Raw genomic sequence first — 24,237 nt, forward strand, 5'->3', positions numbered from 1 at the left:
GAGCCAGTTGTGCAGGCGCTGCCGGACAGCTACCTTGTTCGGTGGCATGATGCCGTTCGAAAAAATCGAGAAAAGCCTTCATGAAGGTCGTTGAACGCTACATCATGCGCCGCGCTTTCGTGGTCTTCATGGCCGCACTTGTGTGGACGCTGGCGATCGTATGGACGACGCAGGTGCTGGCAAAGATCGACCTGGTCACCGACAGCGGCCAGTCGGCGCTCACCTTCTTCGAAGTCGCCGCCCTCATCCTTCCGTCCATCATCCCGATCGTGGTGCCTTTCGCGCTGGTGGTAGCGGTCGCACAGACACTCAGTGTCATGAATTCGGATTCCGAACTCGCCGTCGTCAACGCCGCGGGGGCCTCGCGCTGGACGATCGTGCGGCCGATCATGTTGCTGGCGCTCGCCGCCGCCGTTTTTTCCTTTGCCGTCGACAACGGCATCGACCCTTACGCACGGCAGAAGAACCGGGCCCTGGTGGCGTCGTCGCGCGCGGATCTGTTGTCGCTGATCATCCAGGAAGGCACCTTCCGCAAGATTGACGACGGGTTGTTCCTGCAGATTGGCGAGCGCCTTCCGAACAATCGGCTGGGCGGCATTTTCGTCGCCGATTCGCGCGAAGAAGGCGTCAACCTCGTCTACTACGCCAAGACCGGAAGCATCATCGAACGCGGCGGTGAAAAGGTGCTGATGATGAATGACGGCGTCATCCATCGCAAAACGCTGACCGGCGATCTCTCCGTCATCCGCTTCACCTCCTATGCCTTCGACATGTCGGCCTTCATGGCGGCGGCTTCGGCGGTGACGCTCCTGCCCAAGGACCAGACGACGCAGTACCTGCTCAACCCGGGCGCCAACGACAAGTATTATCAGCAGAACCCCTACGAATACCGGGCCGAAGTCAACCAGCGGTTCTCGGAATGGACCTATTCCATGGTTTTCGCGCTGATCGCGCTTGCGGTCGCCGGGGATGCGCGCTCGCACCGCGAGGCGCGCGTCAATCCGCTGATCACGGCGATCACGATATCGCTGTTCGTGCGTTGGCTGGGCTTTTTTGCCGCCAGCAAGGCGGATGAGGTCCCGCAATATGCGTATATGGTCTATGGCGTGCCGATCGTGGCTTCCGCGGTGGCGATCTGGTTCATCGTCTCCAACCGGACACTGGAACTGCCCGTGACCTGGGCGGACTGGATGACAAACTTCGCCACGCGCATCGCTGACAGCTGGAATGCTTTCAAATTGCGTTTGTCCAGGCGCGGCGCATCAGGGCAAGGGGTCGGCTGATGGGCTGGACACTGGGCCGCTACTTCTTCTTCCGCTATGTGACGATCACCATCTGGTTCTTCATCGGCCTCCTGGCATTGGTGTTCCTGATCGATTTCACCGAGCTGTCCGGACGCACCACCGGCCTGCCCGGCTTCACCTACGGCACGGCGGTAGCCATTTCAGGCCTCCGTATGCCGATGATCATGCTGCAGACGGTGCCGTTCGTCGGTCTCTTCTCGGCGATGGCGACGCTGGTATCGCTGAACCGGCGTTACGAGCTGGTCATCGCGCGTTCCGCCGGTGTTTCCGCCTGGCAGTTCCTCTTGCCCTGCTGTGTCGGAGCCTTGCTGTTCGGCGTCCTGTCGGTTGGCGTCATCAATCCGCTCGCCGCGCACGCATTCTCCTGGTCCGAGCAGATCGAAACCCAGCTGCGTTCCGGCAAATCGAATACGGTCTCGGCCGATGCCGCGCCCTGGATCCGGCAGAAAACCAGTTCGGGGGACACCATCATCGGTGCGCGGGCCATCCTGAACCAGGGCCTGGAAATGGCCGACGTCGTGTTTTTCATTCTCGACCCGCAAGGCAACATCGTCGCGCGCAAGGACGCCACCCGTGCCTTCCTGCGCGACGGCTATTGGGAATTGCAGGACGTCAAGACGTTCCAGAACGGCACGATCCAGGTATTGGCAACCGATCGCGTACCGACCAATTTGAAGCCCGAATTCGTGCAAGAGCGGCTGGCGCGCCCCGAAACCATCCCCTTCTACGACCTGCCCGGAAAGATCGAAGTTGCCCGCTCCTTCGGCCTCAAGGCAAATGCCTTTGCCATGCAGTTTGATTCGCTCGTGGCGTTGCCGTTCCTGCTCGTCGCCATGACGCTGATCGCGGCAACGGTTTCAATGCGATTTGCCAGGATGGGACAGTCGGCGACGATGATTCTGGGTGGCATCATCGCTGGCTTTCTGCTTTATGTCGTTTCGGTGTTGGTAAAGGCATTCGGCGTGGCGGGATTCGTGCCGACTGTCGTAGCCGCCTGGGTACCGGTCATGGTGGCTATGTTCTTCGGGGTGACTTTCCTGCTATACAAGGAAGACGGCTAGTGAGGGAGGCGTTTTTGCCCAGCAACAGGCAGGCCGGTTTGGCGCGCCTCTATGCGGCGACCGCCTTGGCGTGCGTGCTTGCCTACGCCGTTCCGGCACCGGCGCTCGCGCAGGACGTCGGCGACATGGCGACATCGGTTCCGTCCGGCTCGCAAATGCTGCTGGCGGCAGATACGCTGGTCTATAACAACGACAACCAGACCGTGACCGCCGTTGGCGGCGTGCAGATCGACTATGGTGGCAATCGCCTTGTCGCCCAGCGGGTCGAGTACAACCGCAACACCAAGCGGATGGTGGCGAGCGGCAACGTCGAAGTCATCAACAGCGACGGCACCAAGATCAATTCGCAGCATATCGACATCACCGACGACTTCGCCGACGGCTTCGTCAACGCGTTGCGGGTCGAGACCATCGACAAGGCCTATTTCGCCGCCGAAAGCGCCGAACGCATGGGCGGCGTGCTGACCACCTTCCACAATGGCGTCTACACCGCCTGCGAGCCGTGCGAGGATAAGCCGGACAAAGCGCCGACCTGGCGCGTCAAGGCCAAGAAGATCATCTGGAACGGCGAGAAGAAGACGGTTCGCTTCGAGAATGCGAATTTCGAGTTCTTCGGTTTTCCGCTTGCCTATCTGCCTGCATTCGAAATTGCCGACCCGACGGTGAAGCGCAAGAGCGGCTTCCTGATCCCGAGCATCATCTACAAGAGCGATCTCGGCGTCGGCGTGAAAGTCCCCTATTATCTCGCATTGGCGCCGACCTACGACCTGACCGTCACCGGCACCGGCTATACCAGGCAGGGCTTCCTCGGTGAGGCCGAGTGGCGTCAGCGCTTCGACAATGGCGAGTACAGCTTGAAGATCGCCGGGATACACCAGCAGAATCCCGACGCCTTCCTCGACACCACTGCCTTCCCATCCAGCTCTGGCCACAACGTCAATTCGGGCAGCGCCGGCGATCCCAACAAATTCCGCGGCATGATGGGTACCCAGGGGCAGTTCGCCATCAACTCACGCTGGAACTTCGGCTGGGACGTGCTGCTGCAGACCGACAAGAACTTCTCGAACACCTACGGCATCGACAAGTATAATAGCAGCGTCCACCAGTCGTCGGTCTACTTGACGGGTCTCAACGGCCGCAACTATTTCGACGTGCGCGCCATGCATTTCGATGTGCAGGAAGATACGCCTGACGACAACGCCTCTGCGCGAAGCGGACAACAGCCCTGGGTGCTGCCGTCGCTCGACTACGCCTATATTCCTGATGCGTCGGTGGCCGGCGGCCAGCTGTCGCTCAATGTCAACGCGCGTGTCATCCGCCGCGACGAGCTCGATGACACGTTCTCCACCCCCACACAGCGTGTTCCCGGTATCGAAGGTGAATCGGGCCGTCTCACCGCCGAGGCCGAGTGGAAGCGGAGCTTCGTCACCGATGGCGGGCTGGTGCTGACACCATTGCTCGCGCTGCAGGGCGACGTCGACTATCTCAACGCGTCGTCGGCTTCGCTAGACGCCGTCAACCAGATGGCGGCAAATTTGGGCGAGCAGGCCGATATGCGCTCGTCATTTGCCCGTTACATGGCAACCGCGGGCCTCGAGATGCGTTGGCCGGTGCTGTTTTCCATGGCCAGCGGGTCCAGCCACGTGATCGAGCCAATGGCGCAGGTCTTCATGCGCCCGAACGAGCAATATGTCGGCGGCCTCTCAGTGCCCAACGAAGACGCCCAAAGCATGGTCTTCGATGCGACCACCTTGTTCGAACGCGACAAGTTCTCCGGTTACGACCGCGTCGAAGGCGGTTCGCGTGCCAATGTCGGCTTCCGCTATTCCGGCTCGTACAACAATGGCTGGGGCACTAATGCCATTTTCGGCCAATCCTATCAGATTGGCGGCGAGAACTCGTTCGCCGCGCCGGATCTGGTGAATGTCGGCGCCAACTCCGGCCTCGACACGACCAAGTCCGACTATGTCGGCCTCTTCGGCATCAACAGCCCCAACGGCTTCGCGGCCTCGGTCAGCGGCCGTTTCGACGAACAGAGCTTCGAGGTCCGCCGCGCCGAGGTGAAGGCCGCCTATTCCGGCCTGCCTGTGTCGCTGAGCGCCAAATACGCCTTCATCCAGGCTCAGCCACTGTACGGCTTCACCACCGACCGCCACGAGGTCACGCTTGGTGCATCGACGCATCTCGCCGAAAACTGGCGCGTCTTCGGCACAGGAACATACGACCTGCAGCAAAGCCTGCTGGTCAAGGACGGTGTCGGCTTCGCCTACAACGATTCCTGCTTCACTTATCTGATGACCTACTCGCAGTCGCGCGATCTGAACACCAGGGAGGTGTCGCAGACCATCGGCTTCAATCTGTCGTTCCGCACCCTCGGCGAATTCGGCTCGTCGACCAGTGCCATCGACACGATCCAGTAACAATCGGCGACATCGTTTCGCCGCATAGGGCTGGCACGGATTTCGCGCACCTGGAAAGATGAAATTGGGCGGGACCGGGATAGAATTGGGATACCAACGATGAGGAAATACCTCTTTTCAGCAGGTTTAGCGTTGCTCGTGGCGGCGACGTCCGTGTCGATCACCGCAATGACGCCGCCGGCTTTCGCCAGCGAGATCAAATACGTCGTCAACGACGTTCCGGTCACCAGCGGCGACATCGCCCATCGCGCCGCCTTCCTGAAGCTGCAGCGCAAGAAGGGCGATGCCGGCCAGGAAATGATCGACCAGACGCTGCGTATGGCCGAGGCCAAGCGGCTTGGCATCCGCATCAGCGACGCACAGGTCGAGGCGGCGTATCAGCGCTTTGCCTCGAGCAACAAGATGCAGCTGAGCCAGCTTGACGGCGTCATGGAGAAGTCAGGCGTCACCAAGAGCCACTTCAAGGAATTCATCCGCGCCCAGATGGCCTGGAACCAGGCTTTGAGCGCGCGCTACCGTTCCGGCGACGGCACCGGTGCCGTCAGCGAGCAGGATCTCGTGAGGAAGATGCTCGAAAAGGGCGGCGCCAAACCGAGCGCCACCGAATACATGCTGCAGCAGGTCATCTTCGTGGTGCCGGCGGCTGAACGCAGCGCGACGCTGGGCAAACGCAAGCGCGAGGCCGACGCCATGCGCGCCCGCTTCAACGGCTGTAACACGACGCGCGAATTCGCCAAGGGCTTGATCGACGTCACCGTTCGTGATCTGGGCCGGGTGCTCGCGCCGCAGCTGCCGCCGGACTGGGCCGAGCAGATCAAGGCGACCAAAGTCGGCGGCGCCACCGCCACGCGCGAAACCGAACGCGGCGTCGAATTCATCGGCATCTGCTCGTCGCGCGAAGTGTCCGACGACAAGGTCGCCCAGATGGCGTTTCAGGCCGAAGGCTCCGGCGGCGACAAGGATGCCGACGCGCTCAGCAAGAAATATGTCGACGAGCTGAAGGCAAAAGCCCGCATCGTCAAGCGCTGACGTGAGCAACGCAGTGACTGCGCTCGCGTTGAGCGCCGGCGATCCGTCCGGCATTGGGCCGGAGATCGCCATCGCCGCCTTTATGGCGCGCGAAGCTGCCGCCCTGCCCCCCTTCTACCTGCTCGCCGATCCGGCGCTGATCGCCTCCCGGGCGCGCCTGCTCGGCATTTCGCTGCCGGTCGTCGAAACGACATCAGCGCAAGCGGCGCAGGTCTTTGCCCGCGCCTTGCCGATCGTCCCGCTAGCCGCCGGCTGCATCGACAGCCCCGGCCGGCCGGATCCGGCCAATGCGGAAGCCACCATCGAGGCCATCGACCGCGCCGTCGCCGATTGCCTTGCCGGCGAAGCCTCGGCCGTGGTCACCTGCCCGATCGCCAAGAAGCCGCTCTACGATGCGGGCTTCCGCTTTCCCGGCCACACCGAATATCTGGCGCATCTGGCGGCCCGGCACAGCGGCGTCGAGGCGATGCCTGTGATGATGCTGGTAGGACCCGACCTGCGCACCGTTCCCGTCACCATCCACATCGCGCTGGCCGAGGTGCCGAAGGCACTGACCACCGAACTGATCGTCGCCACCGCGCGCATCACCGCCGCCGACCTTACCGGCCGCTTCGGCATCGCCAAGCCGAGGCTGGCGATTGCCGGGCTCAACCCACATGCCGGCGAAGGCGGCGCCATGGGCCTCGAGGACGAGCTGATCGTGCGCCCGGCGGTCGACATCCTGCGTGCCGAAGGCATCGATGCTTTCGGCCCTTTGCCGGCCGACACGTTGTTCCATGTCCGGGCGCGGGCGGGCTACGACGCGGCCCTTTGCATGTATCACGACCAGGCGCTGATCCCGGCCAAGGCGCTGGCTTTCGACGAGGCGGTCAATGTCACGCTCGGCCTGCCCTTCATCCGCACCTCGCCCGACCACGGCACGGCCTTCGACATCTCCGGCAAGGGTGTGGCGCGGCCCGACAGCTTGATAGCGGCGCTGAAGCTTGCCCGGCGGCTGGCCGACACGAACACGAAGGCAATCGCCGTATGAGACCTCGGGCATGAGCATCGACGGGCTGCCGCCGCTTCGCGAGGTGATCGAGCGTCATGGGTTGCAGGCGAAGAAGGCGCTCGGCCAGAATTTTCTGCTCGACCTCAACCTCACCGGCAAGATCGCGCGCACCGCCGGCGACTTGTCCGATGCAACAGTGATCGAGGTCGGTCCTGGCCCCGGCGGGCTGACCCGCGCCTTGCTTGCCAATGGAGCGCGCCATGTGATCGCCATAGAGCGCGACGAACGTTGCCTGGCTGCTCTTGCCGAAGTGTCCGATCATTATCCCGGCCGGCTGGAGGTTGTTTCCGGCGACGCGCTGAAGACGGATTTCGCAGGCCTTGCCCGTCGAGCGACCGGGGGCTCGGTAAAGATCGTGGCCAACCTGCCCTACAACATCGGCACGGAGCTGCTGGTGCGCTGGCTGACGGTCAGCGACTGGCCGCCTTTCTACACCTCGATGACTTTGATGTTCCAGCGCGAGGTGGCCGAGCGCATCGTCGCGCCCGCCGGCAGCGACAGCTATGGCCGGCTGGGGGTTCTTGCCGGCTGGCGGACGGAGGCGAGGATCGCCTTCGACGTACCGCCACAGGCATTCACGCCGCCGCCAAAGGTCACCTCCTCGGTGGTGCATCTGGTGCCGCGCCCGACGCCCCTGCCCGCCGAGGTGAAAAAACTCGGCCGCGTCACAGAAGCCGCCTTCGGCCAACGTCGCAAGATGCTGCGGCAAAGCGTGAAGAGCCTCGGCGGCGAAGCCCTGCTCGAACGCGCCGGCATCGATCCGACACGCCGCGCCGAGACGCTCAGCGTCGAGGAGTTCGTGCGGCTGACCAATGCGGTGTAAGAAGCTGCCGATCTCCCCCTTGAGGGGGGAGATCGGCGCTTCACCGCCTCAGCCAGTCTTCTCGTCCAACAGTCCAGAGACGAAATCGAACAGGCCTGGCCGGCGGTCGCGTCTTAGCCGCTCGGCGACGACGATACCGCGAACTTCGGCGAAGGCGCGGTCAAGGTCGTCATTGACGATGACGAAATCATATTCCTTCCAGTGCTCGATCTCGTTGCGGGCGTTTTTCAGCCGCGTCTCGATCACCGCCTCCTGGTCTTCAGCGCGACGTTTCAGCCGCGCCTTCAACTCCTTCATCGATGGCGGCAGGATAAAGATCGAGACAATGTCGGCGCGCATCTTCTCCTTGAGCTGCTGGGCACCTTGCCAGTCGATGTCGAACAGCATGTCGCGCCCCTCGGACAGCGCCAATTCGGCCGGTTCGCGCGGTGTCGCATAGCAATTGCCATGCACCTCGGCCCACTCCAGCAGTGCGTCGGAATCACGAAGCCGCTCGAATTCGCGCATCGTCCGAAAATGATAGTGGACGCCTTCGATCTCGCTTCCGCGGCGCGGCCTGGTGGTGACCGAGACCGACAGTTCGAGGCTGGAATCGCTTTCCAGAAGATTGCGCGCGATCGTCGACTTGCCGGCGCCGGATGGCGACGACAGGACGAGCATCAGGCCCCGGCGGCGAATGCGGGACCCCAAATCCTTGGCAACCATCGGCTACTCCAGATTCTGGATCTGTTCACGAAATTGGTCGACCACCGCCTTCAGGTCCAGGCCGATCGCGGTGACGGCTGCGGCATTCGATTTGGAACACAGCGTATTCGATTCGCGGTTAAATTCCTGTGCCAGAAAATCGAGCTTGCGACCGACCGCACCGCCGCCCAGCAGCAGAGCCCGGCCGGACGCGACATGCGTTTTCAGCCGGTCGATCTCTTCGCGAATATCGGCTTTGGTGGCCAGGAACGCCGCCTCCATGTGCAGTCGGGTGGCATCCAGATTGGCGGAAGCGTCCATCAGCAGCCTGACCTGCTCGGCGATGCGTTCGCGAATCACCGTCGTCTCGCGGGATGGATCCGCCTCGGCTCGCAGCGTCAGCACCTCGATCGCGTCGATATGACCCGACAACAGCAAAGCCAGCGCGGCTCCTTCGCCCTGACGTGCCTGTTCGAGCCCGTTCAAGGCCACTTCGAGCGCGACCATGATCGCGGCATCGAGCGCGGCCCTCGCCTCCTCGGTTTCGACGGTTTCAGGAATGTCGAGCACGCCGCGCAGCGAAAGCAATCCATCTGACGTCGCCGCAGCAACGCCGAATTGCTCCTGCAGCCGTTTGGCGAGCCCAGCAAGGTCCTTCAGGAAGGCTTCGTTGACGACCGGCTGCGCCTGCGCGCCAACGGCACGGCCGATGGTCAGCGTCGCCTGGAAATTGCCGCGTGCAAAACGTTTCTGAAGTATCTGCCGGACAGCAGGTTCCAACCGTTCGAAGCCTTGCGGCAGCCGCAGCCGTACCTCGACGCTCTTGCCGTTGACGGACTTGACCTCCCAGGCGATCGAAGTGCCTTCGTGCTCGGCGACGGCACGTGCAAAACCGGTCATGCTCTGCAAATTCATATCGCCCACACGTCCCTGGCACATCGCCCTGAACCGGCTTTCCGGACAGGAGCGAGTGCGGCTTGAAAAAAGACTGCGCCGCAGGCGCGTCGAAATCGGACGCGCGGCGCTCTTCCAAATGTCAGGGCGTTGCCTGTCGGGCAACGCCTTTCTTCATTTACTGGGCAGCGCCCGCGTCACCGCCGCTGGCATCGCTGTCGCCGGTGCCAGTCGTCTTGGCGGCTTTGGCGGCTTTGGCGGCATCATCGGCCTGCTTCTTCAGCAACGCGCGATAGCGGGCGACATTCTCGTTGTGCTCGTCCAGCGTCGCGGCAAAGACGTGCCCGCCGGTGCCGTCGGCAACGAAATAGAGGTCGGCGGTTTTCGACGGATTGGCCACCGCCTCCAGCGCTGCACGACCCGGATTGGCAATCGGCGTCGGCGGCAAGCCATTGATCACATAGGTGTTGTAGGGAGTCTGTTTCTGGATGTCCGACTGGTAGATCGGCCGGTCCGCCGGCTTTCCCTTGCCGCCGAACAGCCCATAGATGATGGTCGGATCGGATTGCAGGCGCATGCCCTTGGCAAGCCGGTTCAGGAAGACGGCGGCAACTCGCGAACGCTCGTCACCCTTGCCCGTCTCCTTCTCGACGATCGAGGCCAGCGTGACGAACTCCTCGACGTTGGCCAGCGGCAGGTCAGGCGCGCGCCGCTCCCAGACATCGTCAACCAGCTTCTTCTGATCCGCCAGCAGCTTGTCGACCATCTGCTGGCGTGTCGCGCCGCGCGTGAAGCGCAGCGTGTCGGTGGCGAGGCTGCCCTCCGGCGGCGTGGTTGCCGGCATGTCGCCGCTCAAGGCAGTCTCCTCGGCGATGCGCTGCAATGCCTGGTCGACCGTCAGTCCCTCAGGAATGGTCAGCGAATACATCACCGACTTGCCGCTCTTCAAAAGCTCCATGATATCGCGCATGGAAGCCCTGGGCTTGATCTCGTACTCGCCGGCTTTCAGCGCGGAATCATTGCCGAAGGCCCGCACGCCAAGACGGAATACCCGGGCGTCGCTGATCAGCCCCCGGCGTTCGAGCTGGTCGGCGATATCCTGGACGCCGGTGTTCGGCTTGACCAGGAAGGTGTCGCCATTAGCCGAAGGTCCGAGTTCGGTGAATTCCTGCTTGCCGAAATAGACCGCGACGCCGGCCGCCAGGACCACCAGCATCACCGAGGAGATGACGAAGTTCATGAACACGACGACCTGGCTGCGTGACGCACGCGAGCGCTTCGGCGGCGGCGTGCCAGCCTCCGGCCGCAACGCCTCGCTGGCCGTTTTCGGCACGATCGGGCCGGATGTCGGCGGCCGTTGCCCGAATTCTCCGTTGCCTGCCGGATTTGTGTTCATTTCGCCCTACCGTTTGATCGCCCAACGAATCCCCAGCGGCAGAGTAGGGGCGAATATGGCAAAATTGACGGCACGCCAAAGCGCCGCCCGGCAGCCGGACGATCAGCCATTGTAGCGCTGGAAGACCAGCGACGCGTTGGTCCCGCCAAAGCCGAAGGAATTGGACAGCGCCACGTCGATCTGGCGGGCACGCGGCTTGTTCGGCACCAGATCGATCGCGGTTTCGCGTTCCGGGTTATCGAGGTTGATGGTCGGCGGCGCGACATTGTCTCTGATGGCAAGGATAGAGAAGATCGCTTCGGCGGCACCCGCCGCTCCAAGCAGATGGCCGATCGACGACTTGGTTGACGACATCGAAATCTTCGATGCGGCATTGCCGACAAGCCGCTCGACGGCACCGAGCTCAATCGTGTCGGCCATGGTCGAGGTGCCGTGCGCGTTGATGTAGTCGACATCGGCCGGCGTCAACTTGGCCCGGTTCAGTGCCGCCGTCATGCAACGGAAGGCGCCATCGCCATCCTCGGCGGGCGCGGTGATGTGATGCGCATCGCCAGTGAGACCATAACCCGTCACCTCGGCATAGATCTTGGCGCCGCGCGCCCTGGCATGTTCGAGCTCCTCGAGCACGACAACGCCGGCGCCCTCGCCCATGACGAAGCCGTCGCGGTCGCGATCATAGGGTCGCGACGCCGTTTGCGGCGAATCATTGCGTTCCGTCGACAGTGCCCGGCATGCGGCAAAACCGGCGATCGACAGCCGCGTCACCGGCGCTTCGGCGCCACCGGCGACCATCACGTCGGCATCGCCCCACATGATCAACCGGGCAGCATCGCCAATGGCGTGCGCGCCGGTCGAACAGGCCGTGACGACGGCATGGTTCGGGCCTTTCAGCCCGTGCCGGATCGAAACCTGCCCGGAGACGAGATTGATGATCTGGCCCGGGATGAAGAAAGGGCTGATGCGGCGCGGGCCGCGCTCCTTGAGGATCATCGCGTTCTCGGCGATGCCCTCGATGCCGCCGATGCCGGAGCCGATCAGGACGCCGGTGGCACACCGCTCTTCATGCGTCTTGGGTTCCCAGCCGGAATCCTTCAGCGCCTCGTCGGCGGCGGCAATCCCATACAGGATGAAGTCGCCGATCTTGCGCAGTTCCTTCGGCTCGAGCACGGCCTCCGGATTGAAGGTGGCATTGCTGCCGTCACCACGCGGAATGACGTGGGCGATCTTGCAGGCAAGATCCTCCACCTCGAACTCAGTGATGCGCTTGGCAGCGCTGCGGCCGGTCAGAAGTTCCTTCCAGCTGTGCTCGAAGCCCATGCCGAACGGCGACAGCAACCCAAGGCCCGTGACGACGACACGCCTCATCGCAGGTCCTCCCCGGTGATGACTGCGGAAAGCGTCAGGCCGAAGCCTTGTCGATGTACTTCACGGCATCGCCAACGGTCAGGATGGTCTCAGCCGCGTCGTCGGGAATCTCGACGCCGAATTCTTCTTCGAACGCCATGACGAGTTCGACCGTGTCGAGGCTGTCGGCGCCCAGATCATCGATGAAGCTCGCCTGCTCCGTCACTTTGTCGGCATCGACGCCAAGGTGCTCGATGACGATCTTCTTGACGCGCTCTGCGGTGTCACTCATTTGGGCATCCTCGTCTTTTGTTTGTCTGTCTTCGTTAGCGGGCAGAATGCCGCTAATCAAGCTGAAAGATGGTCCTGCCGGAAACGCAACGACTACGAACCGGTTTTTGCCCGAACCGCCAGGTTGCGGGCCGCATTACACGAAAAATAGCTGAGGTCCAAGCCGAAATGGTCTCTTTTCACAACCCGCCGGCGTTGCTGCCGAACCTCGTCAGATCATCGCCATGCCGCCATTCACGTGGATGGTCTGGCCGGTGACGTAGGCAGCTTCGTTGGAGGCGAGATAAGCGACGGCGGACGCGACTTCAACGCTGGTGCCCATGCGCCGCGTCGGGATCGCCGCCATGATCGCCTCTTTCTGCTTGTCGTTGAGCTTGTCGGTCATCGCCGATTCGATGAAGCCCGGGGCGACGCAGTTGACGGTGATGTTGCGGGTGGCGATCTCCTGTGCCAGCGATTTGGAAAAGCCGATCATGCCGGCCTTTGAGGCGCAATAATTGGTCTGGCCGGGATTGCCGGTGACGCCGACCACCGAGGTGATGTTGATGATGCGGCCATGGCGGCGGCGCATCATCGGATGGGTGAGTTCGCGGGTCAGCCTGAACACGGCGGTCAGGTTGACTTCGAGCACGGTGTCCCAGTCGGCATCCGACATGCGCACGAACAACCCGTCCTTGGTGATGCCGGCATTGTTGACCAGGATGTCGACGCCTTCGAGATCGGCCTCGGCTTTCTGGCCGAGCGCCTTGACCTCGTCACGGTTCGACAGGTTGGCCGGGAACAGCTTGACCCGGTCGCCAAGCTCGCTGGCCAGCGCTTCCAGTTTCTCGACGCGGGTGCCATGCAGGCCGACGATCGCGCCCTGCGCATGCAGCATCCTGGCGATCGCCTCACCGATGCCTCCCGATGCGCCGGTGACGAGCGCCTTGCGGCCAGTCAATTCGAACATGTCTTTTCCTTCTCTCAAACCGGATAACGGTTATCTGTAGACATCACAGCCCCAGAAGTCGTCGCCTTTCATAATACCTTCCTCGCCGCTCCTGATCCGTGCCAGCACCTCGGCGGCAAGGTAGTAGTCTTCTACGTCCTCAAGGCCGCGCTCAATGAACTCACGCATATGATAGGCTTTGCTGCGCCCAGTCTTGGACGCGAGAACATCCAGGCGCAGCCTGATCTCAGGAGAAAGACGGATCGATGTGGACATGCCGCACCTTAGTTGCGATGCACGTATTCATGTGGCCGCGCATCAGCGAATTCAAGTCAAGCCGTTCAACCAAGCGCCGCCAACGCCGCCTCGACCTCAGCCGCGGAGCCGACCGACGCGGTGGCAATGTCGCGGTTGATGCGCCGCGCCAATCCTGAAAGCACCTTGCCGGCGCCGATTTCGTAAAGCGTGGTGATGCCGTTCGCGCCGAACCACTCCACCGTCTCGCGCCAACGCACGCGGCCGGTTATCTGTTCGACCAGGCGGCGGGCGATCTCGTCCGGATCGCTGGTCGGGCTAACCGTGACATTGGATAGGACGGGAACCACCGGCGAATTCTTTGTCACGCCGGCCAGGGCTTCCCGCATGACGTCGGCCGCGGGCGCCATCAGCGCGGAGTGGAAAGGCGCGGAAACCTGCAGCATCAGCGCTCGCTTGGCGCCCTTTTCCGTGCACAGTTTCGCCGCCAGTTCGACCGCAGCCTTGGTTCCGGAAATAACCAGCTGACCGCCGCCATTGTCGTTGGCGATCTGACAGACCGACCCTTTGGATGCCTCGGTGCAGGCTGCTTCGACATCGGCCTGTTCCAATCCGATGATCGCCGCCATGGCGCCCTCGCCGGCCGGCACCGCCGCCTGCATGGCATTGCCGCGTATGCGCAGCAACCGGGCGGCATCGGCAACCGAAACGAAGCCAGCAGCGGCCAACGCCGAATATTCGCCCAGCGAATGACCGGCGACATAGGTGACCTTGCCTTTCAGCGAGAAGCCGCGCGATTCCAGCGCCCGGACCACGGCCAGGGACACCGCCATCAGTGCCGGCTGCGCGTTTGCGGTCAGCGTCAACGCCTCTTCCGGCCCTTCCCAGATCAGCTTCGACAAGTTCTCACCAAGTGCGTCGTCGACTTCCTGGAAGACCCTGCGCGCTTCGGGGAAGGCGTCGGCGAGATCCTTGCCCATGCCGACCGCCTGGCTGCCTTGTCCGGGAAAGGTGAATGCGACGGCCATGCGAGGGCTCCCAAGGGCTGGTTTTGCTTGCCTGAAGACGGGTTTTTCTTGCCTGTGAGGCATGGCGGGGCGCCAAGTCAAGCCCGGTTCGACCCTGCCCGACGGCCGCCTCATCCGCCGAGTGCCTGTTCCGAAAGGCTTTTTGGCGATCACTCCTGATGAAAACCGCTCACGATTCGTTTGCTGGCTCTTCTTATTTTGGCCACAGGCGCTAGCTTTGCGTGACAATTCCATGACAATCGAGTGACGTGTTTGTCGCTGGGTGGGGAAGTTTAAGTGGCAAAGAGTTACAAACGCGCCGGCAAGCCCGCGCCACAGTTCCTGGAAGACGACCCCTCCACCGGCTATCTGCCGGGCAGGAGATGGCCGGTCGTGCGCTATGGGCTTGTCAGCCTGGCGATCGCGGCTGTCCTGGTGTTTGCGATCGAACTGATCGTGCGCGGCGATTTTGCTGGCACCGTCTCCTTCTTCCTGCAGCCGCTGAAACCCGGCTGGACCACCATCGTCGTCTTCGCGCTGATCCTGATCGGCCTCGATGCGGTGCTCGGCCGCAGCCATCAGAGCCTGATGATCGTCGCGCCGCTGACGCTATCCCTTGCCTTCGTCGGCCACCAGAAGTCGCATTATCTCGGCGATCCGCTCTATCCCACCGATTTCCTCTATGCCCGCCAGATCTTCGCGCTGCTGCCGCTTTTGGTGCGCGACCGGCCGATGACCGCGCTCGCCATGGTCGTCGGCATCGTCGCCGGCCTGTCACTGCTCGTCTACGGCTGGCGGCTGTGGCGCCGCAAGGTTCCCGCGCTCAGCCGCAAGGGCCGCCTTGCCCGGCTGACGCTGGCCGTGCCGCTGCTCGCCTTCTTCGTTTCGATCATGGACTACGCCACCTTCTCCTGGACCAGGGATCGGCTGCAGATCATCCCGATCATGTGGGACCAGAAGGAAAACTATGCCTCCAACGGCTTTGCGCTGGCTTTTGCGCTCAATGTGCCGATGGCGCATGTCTCGGCGCCGCCGGGCTATTCCGACAAAGCGATCGCGGCGATCGGCAGACCTGATGTAACCGCCTCGGTGCCGGCCGAGAAGCCCGATATCATCATCGTCATGAGCGAATCCTTCTGGGATCCGACCAAGCTGCCCGGCGTCACCATCACGCCCGATCCGATCCCCAACGTGCGGGCGCTGCGCTCGGGTTCGATGTTCTCGCCGGAATTCGGCGGCATGACCGCCAACATCGAGTTCGAGGCCCTGACCGGCTTTTCCAACGCCTTCCTGCCGGCTGGCAGCATCCCCTATCAGCAATATGTGCGCACGCCGACGCCTTCGCTGGCAACCTTCCTCAAGAGCCAGGGTTACCGGGCGCGCGCCATCCATCCCGGCACCAACTGGTTCTGGAACCGTGGCGCGGTCTACGCCGATTTCGGCTTCAACGACTTCAAGTCGGAAGAGACGCTGCCGCCCATGCAAAAGCGCGGGCCGCTGGCATCGGACGCGGCGATGACCGACGAGATCATCAGCGAGGCCGACGCCAGCGACGAGCCAGTGTTCTTCTTTGCCGTCAGCCTGCAAAACCACGGTCCTTACGAGCCGAACCGCTATTACAATCCGACGCATACGGTGAAGGCGCCGATCAGCCAATGGGCGCGCGAATCGCTGCTTAGCTATGCCGAGGGTTCAGCCGATGCGGATCGCGGCCTTGAACGCCTGGTCGAATGGGCGAAGAAACGCTCCCGTCCCACCGTGATCGCCTTCTTCGGCGATCATCTGCCGCCGCTGGGGCCGGTCTACGTCGAAACCGGCTTCCTCAAGGACAATGTCGCGCCGCGCAAGGAAGCGTCGCCCGAGGCCGCCCTCGAACACCACGAGACGCCGCTGGTCATCTGGTCGAACCGCACCGGACCGGCTGAGCACATGGGTGCCGTCAGCCCAGCCTTCCTGCCCTATCATATCCTGAAAACGGCCGGGATCAGCCATCCCTACTACACCGGCTTCCTGGGCGAGATGAGCGAACGCTACCGTGTCGTCGACCGCAATCTTCTGTTGACGCCGGCTGGCGAAGCCACGCCCGATTGGGCGCGACAAAAGGAGATCGATCCGGCGATCCGCGATTTCCGCCTGCTGCAGTACGATATGATGTTCGGCAAACGCCACGCGGCACCCGACTTCTTCCCCGAAACGGTCGACAAGATTGTCGCCGCCCATACGAGTTGAGACCGCCTTTAGTTCGTCAATTGCAGCTTTGAGAACTTGTTGGCAATCTGCTGGAAGACGTCCGGCAATTTGGTCGGATCGTTGACTGCATAATAGCCGCTCGGATCAGAGGCGCAGGCGCTGTAAAGCGCACGGTTGGCTGCGGTGTCGGACTGCAGCACCATGGTGTAGATCTGCACGCCCTGGTCCTTCAATTGGGTGCAGACGCTTTTGGTCCAGCCATCGACGTTTCGTGCCGCCGTCGTCTGGTTATCCGATCCGAAACGGCCGCCGGCCAGATAGCCATATGATGTGTAGTCAGACTTCGTCGGCTGTTGGCCGGCGCCATAGACGACGTTCTCACCGTCGGTGAGCAACAGCACGATCTTGCTGATGCCGGGCGTCTTCCACGGCGCTCCATCGGTGTAGGGCGCGGCGGGCGACAGCACCCGCATACCCCATGACAGGCCCTCGGAGACATTGGTGCCCGCACCGTTCCACTCGGTCATCTGACTGGCTGCCTTGCGCAGCTTGTCGAAATCGTCGGTCAGGGGGACCACCGGGGTCGGACACGCACGGTTCGGGCCGATAGTGATGGGAGAGCCGGTCTCGGTGATGAGTTCCTTGGCGGGCGCAACATATTTGGCGATCTTTTCCCTGGCAGCCCTCTCATCGGGCGACAAAAGGTCGATGAGGTTGCCGAGCAGGTTGCTGAGATCGATGCCCAGAATGTTGATGCCCGACTGGGCAAGCCTGGTTTTGTCGCTGACATCGTTGAGGTAGGAGTTGTTGTAGTATTTGTCCGAATTGCCATAGGAGCCAGACGGCTTTTGGGCGTCTTCGGGATCATCCGGCGCAAAGTACGGCACGAACAGCGTGTCGGGCTTGGCCGTGTCGGGTGGCGTGTCAGAGATATTGTAAGCGCCTGGCCGCGCCTCGACACAACCCTTCCATCCGGTGCCATTCCATCCGGCATCGGTCCATCCGGTCTTCTTGAGCTGTTTGAAAAGCGCCATGTGGTTCGGTCGCTTGCCGTCGATGACGGGAAAATTGACGCCGTTGGTCGAGGACTTGCCGTCCATGTCGATCCAGGACGGATCGAAGCCGTCGCCATTGACGTTGACAGCGGTTACGAAAGGAACCAGCGAGGCGCGGATCTTGCGCGTCGGCGATTTCGCCGCTTCGAGCGTGTCGAGCAACGATTTTGTCGCCGTCCTCAACGCCGTCATGCGCGCGCCGGCCATCGAGCCGGTGTTGTCCAGCACCAGCACGACTTCGAGCTGGTTGTTCGATTCGACCGCCGAGGCATCGACGACGATGCGCTTGCTGTCGCCGAACAGGAAGGCGAAGTTGAGATTGACGTCCGCCGAGGCAACCGCCTTTGTCTTGACGAAGTTGACGCCCTTGTCGACAGTCAACGTCGCCTGCGCATTGCCGAGCTCGCCATGACCGACGATGTTGGCCTGGAAATAGCGGTTGAAAGCGTCATTGCGGGTGATGTCGAGATCGCCAAGGTGCGAGGAAGCAAGGTTTGCCGAATCGAGAGCGTTCTGCAAATTGCTCTTGGCCCGCATAAGGGTCGAGACATCGGTTGCGAAAGCGACAGCCGTCAGGATCACCGGCAAGCCCAGTGCCAGCACAAGCGTGAAATTGCCGCTCTTCGAGCGCCAGAATTTGTCGAGAAGCATCCTTACCCCCGGAAATGCTTGCCGCTTTTGTGCGGTCGTCCGGGCTTTTGCGCCTTCCATGATGAATCGACCGTTGACGGCTGGGCTTCAACTCCACACAACCTTCTAGTGTGGTTAAGACGTGGTTCCCGGAAACCACAACTTCCGCCGTTGCTGCTCCCTGATCGTCACGTGGGACACACGGGAATGCCGCTTGCCCTTGCTTTACGGTCGGATTGCTATATAGACGCCCGCAATCTGCCGGTCCTTGCTGGGGGCTGAACGGAGGGCCGGAGGTTTTTTAGAACCTTCGTGTGAAGCCGGAAGTGCTTCCGCCTCCCGTGTCTCCGCTCTCGACCGTCTCGTTATGCTCCTTTCTTCCCCCTGCCCCTTCGAGGGTTTGCGGGTCAGAGAAGTTGCAGAGGCTTTTGCCGCCGGGAACCGGGAGAGAAACGAAGAAAGGCATAAGACATAATGGCTCTTTACGAACATGTGTTTCTTGCCCGGCAGGACCTCTCGCAGCAGCAGGTCGATGCTCTTGTCGAACAGTACAAGGGTGTCATCTCCGCGAATGGCGGGTCCGTCGGCCGGGTCGAGAATTGGGGACTGAAGTCCCTCACCTACCGGGTCAACAAGAACCGGAAGGCTTACTACACGCTGATGGACCTGAATTGCCCAGCGGCCGCGCTCAACGAGATGGAGCGCCAGATGGGCCTGTCCGAAGACGTGCTGCGCTTCCTGACCATCAAGGTCGAGGCGCATGAGGAAGGCCCGTCGGCCATGATGCAGAAGCGCGAAGAGCGCTCGGAACGCGGCGGCTTCGGCGACCGCGACCGTGGCGATCGTGGCCCGCGCTCGTTCGGCGACCGTGATCGCGGCGACCGTGGCGATCGTCCGCCGCGCTCGTTCGGCGACGCTGGTGCCGATCGTGGCCCGCGCCGTCCGCGCGAAGGCTTTGAAGGGGGTGCAGAATAATGGTCGACATCAATCAGATCCCGACCCGGCGCCCGTTCCATCGCCGCCGCAAGACCTGCCCGTTCTCCGGCGCCAACGCGCCCAAGATCGACTACAAGGACGTGCGTCTGCTGCAGCGCTACATTTCGGAGCGCGGCAAGATCGTGCCGTCGCGCATCACCGCCGTCAGCCAGAAGAAGCAGCGCGAACTCGCCAAGGCGATCAAGCGCGCCCGCTTCCTCGGCCTGCTGCCCTACGTGGTTCGTTAATAGCGCCAATGCGGGCGGCTCGCCGCCCGCTCTTCTCCCACGGCGACGGGCGCCGCAGGGTCGAACATCAAATCCCGGGTTGAGGTCAAAGACCTCTAACTGCCGCGACAGGCAGGACAGCGTCACCAGCGCCCCCGGGCGCTCAAGCTTCCTGACCTGTTCCAAGACATTCGGCGTCGATCTCATCGATCGATTGGCGCCCAACCGAAGGAACAAAACCATGGACGTCATTCTTCTCGAACGCGTTTCCCGCCTCGGCCAGATGGGCGACACCGTCAAGGTCAAGGACGGCTTTGCCCGTAACTTCCTGCTGCCGCAGGGCAAGGCGCTACGCGCCAACGAAGCCAACAAGAAGAAGTTCGAAGGCCAACGCGCCCAGCTCGAAGCCCGCAACCTCGAGCGCAAGTCGGAAGCGGCCCAGATTGCCGAAAAGCTCGACGGCAAGAGCTTCATCGCCGTTCGCTCCGCCGGCGAAACCGGGCAGCTTTACGGTTCCGTTTCGACCCGCGACATCGCCGATCTGCTGACGGCGGAAGGTTTCTCGATCAACCGCAACCAGATCCTGCTCAACCAGCCGATCAAGACCATCGGTGTCACCAATGTGGCGATCGCGCTGCATCCGGAAGTCGAGGTCACCGTCACGCTCAACATCGCCCGCACGGCCGACGAAGCCGAGCGCCAGGCCAAGGGCGAGACACTGACCACCGCCGAAGCCATCTATGGCGACGACATCAACGACAATGCCCGGCCGGAGAACTTCTTCGATCCGAACACCGAGTTCGAGGGCGGCGAAGACAACGCCTGATCACACTTCGCAAGACGATTGGAGCCATGGGCTGATCACGACTTAAAGCCAAGCTCCGATCACTTTGCCGTCATCCAGCCATGCTGGACCAATGCCCGGGTCTCTCGCCCGGGCATTTTTGTGCCAAATGGAACTTTTCGAACCCCTATATATTGTTGCAGATTACAGCGTCGCGCGTCCTTTGGCCGCGCAAAGCACGCTGTGCAACTTTGGTTCGGCGCAAGACCCCCGGCGAAATCGATACCGATTTTCGCGGTCACGCGCCAAGGCAGCCTGTCTGGCCGAGAGGGGACATTTGGTCATGAATATTCTGTTGAAGCGCGTTCTCGACCGCCTGGTGCGCACCGGCAATCTCAAGGTGACCGGCCCCAAGGGCTCGGCTGTGATTTTCGGCGACGGCAGCGGCGAACCGGTGCACATGCATATCAAGACGGCGCATGCCGAGCGCGCCATCACCTTCGATCCGATGCTGGCAGTGCCAGAGTCCTACATGGACGGCGAACTCGACATCCTCGAAGGCGGCGTGCTGGGCGTGATGCGCATCGCCTTCCAGAATATGGGCAGCGGCGGCATCGACGCCACCTGGTCGAAGGCCATCGAAGGGCTGCGCCACGCCTTCCGCCGCCTGCAGCAGATCAACACCGCCTCGCGCTCGCGCCGCAACGTGCAGCGCCACTACGATTTGTCGGGCGACCTCTACCGGCTCTTCCTTGACCAGGACATGCAGTATTCCTGCGCCTATTTCGAGCAGCCGGACATGACGCTGGACGAAGCGCAGGCCGCCAAGAAGCGCCACATCGCCGCCAAGCTCCGGCTGAAAGCCGGCCAGACGGTGCTCGACATCGGCTCCGGCTGGGGCGGGCTTGGCCTCTACCTCGCCAAAGCGTTCGACGTCGACGTGCAGGGCGTGACGCTGTCGACCGAGCAGCATGGCGTCGCCACCGACCGGGCGCACGCGCAAGGGCTGGAAAGCCGCGTGCATTTCGAGCTCAAGGACTACCGCGAACTCAACGAGCGTTTCGATCGCATCGTCTCGGTCGGCATGTTCGAGCATGTCGGCGTCAACCACTACCGTACGTTCTTCGACAAGAGCGCGACGCTGCTCAAGCCCGATGGCGTGATGCTGTTGCACACGATCGGTCGTTCCGGCGTGCCGTGGGCGACCAGCGCATTCATCCGCAAATACATCTTCCCGGGCGGCTATATCCCTTCGCTCTCGGAAGTCATGCCGGCGATCGAAAAGTCGGGCCTGGTCGTCACCGACGTCGAGATCCTGCGGCTCCACTATGCCGATACGCTGAAGCACTGGGGCGAGCGCTTCGCTGCCAACCGCGACAAGGCCAAGGCGATCTATGACGAGCGCTTCTGCCGCATGTGGGAATTCTATCTGGCGGCCTCGGAAGCCGCCTTCCGCTGGCAGGACCTGGTCATCTTCCAGATCCAGATCACCAAGAAGAACGATACGCTGCCGATGTCGCGCGACTACATGGCCAAATGCGAAAAGGCGCTCGAGATACGCGATATGGGGCATCGTGAAACGGCTCCCGTCAAAAAGAGCCCGACCGCCAAGCCGGCTCGTCGCCGCAAGGTTGCGGACCAGGAATAGCATTGCCGCTTGCCATTGCCGGCGCCTGCACTGAAAAAGGTCCCGTGACCGTCGCGGAACCTTTTTCATGACCTACGTTCTCTATGCCACCGCCGCTCTGGCCGAGATCGCCGGCTGCTTTTCGTTCTGGGCCTGGTGGCGGTTGGAAAAGTCACCGCTTTGGCTTCTTCCCGGCCTCGGCTCGCTTGCCCTGTTCGGCCTCCTGCTGGCGCTGGTCGACACGTCAGCCGCCGGCCGCGCCTACGCCGCCTATGGCGGCATCTACATTGCGGCATCGCTTGGCTGGCTGTGGCTGGTGGAGGGCGTGCGCCCCGACCGCTGGGATTTTGCCGGCGCGGCGCTCTGCATTGCCGGCGCTTCCGTGATCCTTCTCGTCCCGCGGGGCGCGTGAGATGGAGTTGCCGGCATCCCTTCGCCAAGGTGTCGAGCGCTTACTCGAAAACGTTCCGCTGGCGATACTCAAACAAGCGGCAAAAACGCTGTCCGACCGTTATCGTGCCGAATTGCGCGACGGCCGTCTGCACATGGCCGAGGATCTGGCGGTGAAAGCCTATCTGGCGACGCGGCTGCCGGCGACCTATGCCGCGATCCGCGCCAGTCTCGATGCGCTGAGCGATGCCAAGCCCGCCTTCCAACCCAAGAGCCTGCTCGATGTCGGCGCGGGTCCTGGTACTGCGCTTTGGGCCACGACTGAGCTGTGGCCCGATCTCGAACAGGCTGTGTTGTTCGAAGCCAGTGCGTCGGTACGCAAGGTCGGCGAGACACTTGCCGCCGGTGCGATTGCCGCCCAGACGAGGTGGCTGGCGGGTGATGCCACCATCGACCTTGCCGACATCGAGCCGGCCGATCTGGTCACTTGCGCCTATGTGCTCGATGAAATCGCTCCCGCATCACTGCCGAAGCTCATCGACCGGCTCTGGCAACTCACCGCCGACACGCTGCTTGTGGTCGAGCCGGGCACCCCTGCCGGCTGGCAGCGCATCCTTGCCATGCGCCGGCAGCTGATCGAGGCGGGCGCGCATGTGCTAGCGCCTTGCGCGCATCAGGCGCCCTGCCCGCTGGTCCAGCCCGACTGGTGCCATTTTTCCCGCCGCGTCGCCCGCTCGCGCCTGCATCGGCTGGCCAAGGATGCCGACGTGCCGTGGGAAGACGAGAAGTTCATCTATGTCGCGGCTTCTCGCGACGGACCCACATCACACCAAGCGCGGGTTCTTGCGCCGCCGAAGTCCGGCTCCGGCAAGGTTCTGCTTAAGCTTTGCCAGGACGACGGTACCGCCGCCGAGCGCTTGTTCACCAAGCGCGACGGCGCCGACTTCAAGCTCACCCGGCGGCTGGACTGGGGCGACAGGCTGGCTTCCGAATAGGCGGCCGTGGCGTTTCGAACCGCTCCGCAGAAAAATTTCGGAGCGATGTCGAATCCAGGCCGTGCCGTTCGACCATTGGCGTTCTCGAACCTTTCGAGACGCCAAGAGTGTCAAACGGCACCAGCCAACAGGAGAAACGCAATGAGCTATATCGCAGGATTTGTCGCCGCGGTGCCCGCCGCCAACAAGGAAGCCTATCGCAAGCATGTCGCCAAGGCGGCATCGGTGCTGAAGGAGTTCGGCACCACCCGGATGGTCGAGGGATGGGGCGACGACGTGCCCGGCGGCAAGATCACCGACTTCAAGGGAGCCGTGAAGGCAAAGCCGGATGAGGTCATCACCTTTTCGTGGCACGAATACGCGGACAAGGCGGCGGCGGACGCTGCCTATCAGACGATGATGAGCGACCCGCGCATGGCGGAGATCGGCGCGTCCATGCCCTTTGACGGCAAGCACATGATCATCGGCGGTTTCACGCCGTTCATCGACCTGAACACGACCGGCAAGACCGGCTATATCGATGGCTCGCTGGTGCCGGTGCCGGCCGCCAACAAGCAAGCCTACCTTGCCGTGGCGGCGAAGCAGGCCGCGGTGATCAAGGAACATGGCGCAACCCGCGTCGTCGAGGCGTGGGGCGACGATGTTCCCGATGGCGAGATCACCGATTACCGCAGCGCCGTGAAAGCGACGGGCGATGAGGTTGTCGTCTATGCCTGGGTCGAATGGCCGTCGAAGCAGGTGCGCGACGACGCCTGGAAGAAGGTGATTGCCGATCCGCGCATGTATGCCGACACCATGCCCTACGACAACCAGCGCCGGGTCCATGGCGGCTTCGCACCGATCCTCGACGCCTGATCCCAAGAACCCTAGTTTCGAC

General features: G+C 62.6%; 24 protein-coding genes. 15 read left to right on the top strand and 9 right to left on the bottom strand.

What is annotated here, in order from left to right; all coding sequences use genetic code 11:
- The first annotated feature begins 80 nt into the window (after positions 1-80).
- From lptF to rsmA, 6 genes are all read left to right on the top strand, one after another.
- Positions 81-1,283, top strand: a complete 1,203-nt coding sequence (gene lptF, locus NKK51_RS00110) for an LPS export ABC transporter permease LptF (RefSeq protein ID WP_128305684.1) — start codon at positions 81-83, stop codon at positions 1,281-1,283.
- On the top strand, positions 1,280-2,365 hold the full coding sequence (gene lptG, locus NKK51_RS00115; RefSeq protein WP_352550966.1) for an LPS export ABC transporter permease LptG: 1,086 nt from the start codon (positions 1,280-1,282) through the stop codon (positions 2,363-2,365). Before lptF ends, lptG begins: the two co-directional genes overlap by 4 nt.
- Positions 2,365-4,785 (top strand): LPS-assembly protein LptD, encoded by a 2,421-nt coding sequence (locus NKK51_RS00120; RefSeq protein ID WP_352550531.1) that lies wholly within the window; start codon positions 2,365-2,367, stop codon positions 4,783-4,785. Before lptG ends, NKK51_RS00120 begins: the two co-directional genes overlap by 1 nt.
- A gap of 99 nt (positions 4,786-4,884) precedes the next feature.
- Positions 4,885-5,814: a peptidylprolyl isomerase gene (locus tag NKK51_RS00125; protein ID WP_352550533.1), complete on the top strand. Its 930-nt coding sequence runs from the start codon at positions 4,885-4,887 to the stop codon at positions 5,812-5,814.
- 1 nt (position 5,815) lies between these two features.
- Positions 5,816-6,844: a 4-hydroxythreonine-4-phosphate dehydrogenase PdxA gene (gene pdxA, locus NKK51_RS00130; protein WP_352550534.1), complete on the top strand. Its 1,029-nt coding sequence runs from the start codon at positions 5,816-5,818 to the stop codon at positions 6,842-6,844.
- 10 nt (positions 6,845-6,854) lie between these two features.
- Complete coding sequence (gene rsmA / locus NKK51_RS00135) at positions 6,855-7,688, top strand: 16S rRNA (adenine(1518)-N(6)/adenine(1519)-N(6))-dimethyltransferase RsmA (protein WP_352550536.1); 834 nt, start codon at positions 6,855-6,857, stop codon at positions 7,686-7,688.
- Between the two features lie 48 nt (positions 7,689-7,736).
- Here the strand turns inward: rsmA and gmk are convergent, their stop codons facing one another.
- The 3 genes from gmk to mltG all read right to left on the bottom strand — a co-directional run bounded on the left by gmk (position 7,737) and on the right by mltG (position 10,506).
- The gene (gmk, locus tag NKK51_RS00140; RefSeq protein WP_013532512.1) at positions 7,737-8,393 is read right to left on the bottom strand and encodes a guanylate kinase; all 657 of its coding nucleotides are present in this window, start codon (positions 8,391-8,393) and stop codon (positions 7,737-7,739) included.
- 3 nt (positions 8,394-8,396) lie between these two features.
- Complete coding sequence (locus tag NKK51_RS00145) at positions 8,397-9,287, bottom strand: YicC/YloC family endoribonuclease (RefSeq protein ID WP_352550538.1); 891 nt, start codon at positions 9,285-9,287, stop codon at positions 8,397-8,399.
- A 157-nt stretch (positions 9,288-9,444) separates the two neighbouring features.
- The gene (gene mltG, locus NKK51_RS00150) at positions 9,445-10,506 is read right to left on the bottom strand and encodes an endolytic transglycosylase MltG (RefSeq protein WP_352550539.1); all 1,062 of its coding nucleotides are present in this window, start codon (positions 10,504-10,506) and stop codon (positions 9,445-9,447) included.
- On the opposite strand from mltG, the gene NKK51_RS00155 reads away from it, so the two are divergent.
- Positions 10,505-10,777, top strand: a complete 273-nt coding sequence (locus NKK51_RS00155) for a hypothetical protein (protein ID WP_352442176.1) — start codon at positions 10,505-10,507, stop codon at positions 10,775-10,777. The genes mltG and NKK51_RS00155 overlap by 2 nt on opposite strands.
- Here the strand turns inward: NKK51_RS00155 and fabF are convergent.
- The 5 genes from fabF to fabD all read right to left on the bottom strand — a co-directional run bounded on the left by fabF (position 10,765) and on the right by fabD (position 14,508).
- Positions 10,765-12,027: a beta-ketoacyl-ACP synthase II gene (gene fabF / locus NKK51_RS00160; protein WP_127273339.1), complete on the bottom strand. Its 1,263-nt coding sequence runs from the start codon at positions 12,025-12,027 to the stop codon at positions 10,765-10,767. The two genes, NKK51_RS00155 and fabF, sit on opposite strands and share 13 nt — an antisense overlap.
- 34 nt (positions 12,028-12,061) lie before the next feature.
- A complete protein-coding gene (locus tag NKK51_RS00165; RefSeq protein WP_006203723.1) occupies positions 12,062-12,298 on the bottom strand; it encodes an acyl carrier protein in 237 nt (78 codons plus the stop codon).
- 210 nt (positions 12,299-12,508) lie between these two features.
- The gene (gene fabG / locus NKK51_RS00170; RefSeq protein ID WP_023813762.1) at positions 12,509-13,246 is read right to left on the bottom strand and encodes a 3-oxoacyl-[acyl-carrier-protein] reductase; all 738 of its coding nucleotides are present in this window, start codon (positions 13,244-13,246) and stop codon (positions 12,509-12,511) included.
- Between the two features lie 30 nt (positions 13,247-13,276).
- On the bottom strand, positions 13,277-13,501 hold the full coding sequence (gene relB / locus NKK51_RS00175) for a type II toxin-antitoxin system RelB family antitoxin (protein ID WP_023813761.1): 225 nt from the start codon (positions 13,499-13,501) through the stop codon (positions 13,277-13,279).
- A gap of 65 nt (positions 13,502-13,566) precedes the next feature.
- A complete protein-coding gene (gene fabD, locus NKK51_RS00180; RefSeq protein ID WP_352442175.1) occupies positions 13,567-14,508 on the bottom strand; it encodes an ACP S-malonyltransferase in 942 nt (313 codons plus the stop codon).
- A 276-nt stretch (positions 14,509-14,784) separates the two neighbouring features.
- Between fabD and NKK51_RS00185 the strand changes: the two genes are divergently transcribed.
- Positions 14,785-16,716: an LTA synthase family protein gene (locus tag NKK51_RS00185; RefSeq protein ID WP_352550541.1), complete on the top strand. Its 1,932-nt coding sequence runs from the start codon at positions 14,785-14,787 to the stop codon at positions 16,714-16,716.
- Between the two features lie 8 nt (positions 16,717-16,724).
- Here the strand turns inward: NKK51_RS00185 and NKK51_RS00190 are convergent, their stop codons facing one another.
- Positions 16,725-18,383 (bottom strand): pilus assembly protein TadG-related protein, encoded by a 1,659-nt coding sequence (locus NKK51_RS00190; protein WP_352550543.1) that lies wholly within the window; start codon positions 18,381-18,383, stop codon positions 16,725-16,727.
- Between the two features lie 453 nt (positions 18,384-18,836).
- Between NKK51_RS00190 and rpsF the strand changes: the two genes are divergently transcribed.
- The 7 genes from rpsF (at position 18,837) to NKK51_RS00225 (ending at position 24,215) form a co-directional block, all read left to right on the top strand.
- The gene (gene rpsF, locus NKK51_RS00195) at positions 18,837-19,337 is read left to right on the top strand and encodes a 30S ribosomal protein S6 (protein ID WP_013532520.1); all 501 of its coding nucleotides are present in this window, start codon (positions 18,837-18,839) and stop codon (positions 19,335-19,337) included.
- A complete protein-coding gene (gene rpsR, locus NKK51_RS00200; RefSeq protein WP_006203718.1) occupies positions 19,337-19,585 on the top strand; it encodes a 30S ribosomal protein S18 in 249 nt (82 codons plus the stop codon). Before rpsF ends, rpsR begins: the two co-directional genes overlap by 1 nt.
- Before the next feature lie 220 nt (positions 19,586-19,805).
- Complete coding sequence (gene rplI, locus NKK51_RS00205; RefSeq protein ID WP_127289263.1) at positions 19,806-20,390, top strand: 50S ribosomal protein L9; 585 nt, start codon at positions 19,806-19,808, stop codon at positions 20,388-20,390.
- Between the two features lie 301 nt (positions 20,391-20,691).
- Positions 20,692-21,996: a cyclopropane fatty acid synthase gene (locus NKK51_RS00210; RefSeq protein WP_352550545.1), complete on the top strand. Its 1,305-nt coding sequence runs from the start codon at positions 20,692-20,694 to the stop codon at positions 21,994-21,996.
- Between the two features lie 67 nt (positions 21,997-22,063).
- Entirely contained in the window at positions 22,064-22,387 is a 324-nt protein-coding gene (locus NKK51_RS00215) for a YnfA family protein (RefSeq protein WP_352442171.1), read from the top strand.
- Position 22,388: 1 nt separating this feature from the next.
- Positions 22,389-23,360, top strand: coding sequence for a small ribosomal subunit Rsm22 family protein (locus NKK51_RS00220; RefSeq protein ID WP_352550547.1), 972 nt, complete (start codon positions 22,389-22,391; stop codon positions 23,358-23,360).
- Positions 23,361-23,501: 141 nt separating this feature from the next.
- Positions 23,502-24,215 carry a DUF1428 domain-containing protein gene (locus NKK51_RS00225; RefSeq protein ID WP_352550549.1) on the top strand — a complete coding sequence of 238 codons (714 nt, stop codon included), beginning with the start codon at positions 23,502-23,504 and terminating at the stop codon, positions 24,213-24,215.
- The last annotated feature ends 22 nt before the right edge of the window (positions 24,216-24,237 follow it).

Source organism: Mesorhizobium sp. M0011 (assembly GCF_040324155.1).
Taxonomy (GTDB): Bacteria; Pseudomonadota; Alphaproteobacteria; order Rhizobiales; family Rhizobiaceae; genus Mesorhizobium.

What these genes read in the sequence shown, in the direction of transcription:
- lptF (WP_128305684.1), top strand. Translation starts at nt 81, where the DNA reads ATGAAGGTCGTTGAACGCTACATCATGCGCCGCGCTTTCGTGGTCTTC.
- NKK51_RS00125 (WP_352550533.1), top strand. Translation starts at nt 4,885, where the DNA reads ATGAGGAAATACCTCTTTTCAGCAGGTTTAGCGTTGCTCGTGGCGGCG.
- rsmA (WP_352550536.1), top strand. Translation starts at nt 6,855, where the DNA reads ATGAGCATCGACGGGCTGCCGCCGCTTCGCGAGGTGATCGAGCGTCAT.
- gmk (WP_013532512.1), bottom strand. Translation starts at nt 8,393, where the DNA reads ATGGTTGCCAAGGATTTGGGGTCCCGCATTCGCCGCCGGGGCCTGATG.
- NKK51_RS00145 (WP_352550538.1), bottom strand. Translation starts at nt 9,287, where the DNA reads ATGAATTTGCAGAGCATGACCGGTTTTGCACGTGCCGTCGCCGAGCAC.
- NKK51_RS00155 (WP_352442176.1), top strand. Translation starts at nt 10,505, where the DNA reads ATGAACACGACGACCTGGCTGCGTGACGCACGCGAGCGCTTCGGCGGC.
- mltG (WP_352550539.1), bottom strand. Translation starts at nt 10,506, where the DNA reads ATGAACTTCGTCATCTCCTCGGTGATGCTGGTGGTCCTGGCGGCCGGC.
- fabF (WP_127273339.1), bottom strand. Translation starts at nt 12,027, where the DNA reads ATGAGGCGTGTCGTCGTCACGGGCCTTGGGTTGCTGTCGCCGTTCGGC.
- NKK51_RS00165 (WP_006203723.1), bottom strand. Translation starts at nt 12,298, where the DNA reads ATGAGTGACACCGCAGAGCGCGTCAAGAAGATCGTCATCGAGCACCTT.
- fabG (WP_023813762.1), bottom strand. Translation starts at nt 13,246, where the DNA reads ATGTTCGAATTGACTGGCCGCAAGGCGCTCGTCACCGGCGCATCGGGA.
- relB (WP_023813761.1), bottom strand. Translation starts at nt 13,501, where the DNA reads ATGTCCACATCGATCCGTCTTTCTCCTGAGATCAGGCTGCGCCTGGAT.
- fabD (WP_352442175.1), bottom strand. Translation starts at nt 14,508, where the DNA reads ATGGCCGTCGCATTCACCTTTCCCGGACAAGGCAGCCAGGCGGTCGGC.
- NKK51_RS00190 (WP_352550543.1), bottom strand. Translation starts at nt 18,383, where the DNA reads ATGCTTCTCGACAAATTCTGGCGCTCGAAGAGCGGCAATTTCACGCTT.
- rpsF (WP_013532520.1), top strand. Translation starts at nt 18,837, where the DNA reads ATGGCTCTTTACGAACATGTGTTTCTTGCCCGGCAGGACCTCTCGCAG.
- rpsR (WP_006203718.1), top strand. Translation starts at nt 19,337, where the DNA reads ATGGTCGACATCAATCAGATCCCGACCCGGCGCCCGTTCCATCGCCGC.
- rplI (WP_127289263.1), top strand. Translation starts at nt 19,806, where the DNA reads ATGGACGTCATTCTTCTCGAACGCGTTTCCCGCCTCGGCCAGATGGGC.
- NKK51_RS00210 (WP_352550545.1), top strand. Translation starts at nt 20,692, where the DNA reads ATGAATATTCTGTTGAAGCGCGTTCTCGACCGCCTGGTGCGCACCGGC.
- NKK51_RS00215 (WP_352442171.1), top strand. Translation starts at nt 22,064, where the DNA reads ATGACCTACGTTCTCTATGCCACCGCCGCTCTGGCCGAGATCGCCGGC.
- NKK51_RS00220 (WP_352550547.1), top strand. Translation starts at nt 22,389, where the DNA reads ATGGAGTTGCCGGCATCCCTTCGCCAAGGTGTCGAGCGCTTACTCGAA.
- NKK51_RS00225 (WP_352550549.1), top strand. Translation starts at nt 23,502, where the DNA reads ATGAGCTATATCGCAGGATTTGTCGCCGCGGTGCCCGCCGCCAACAAG.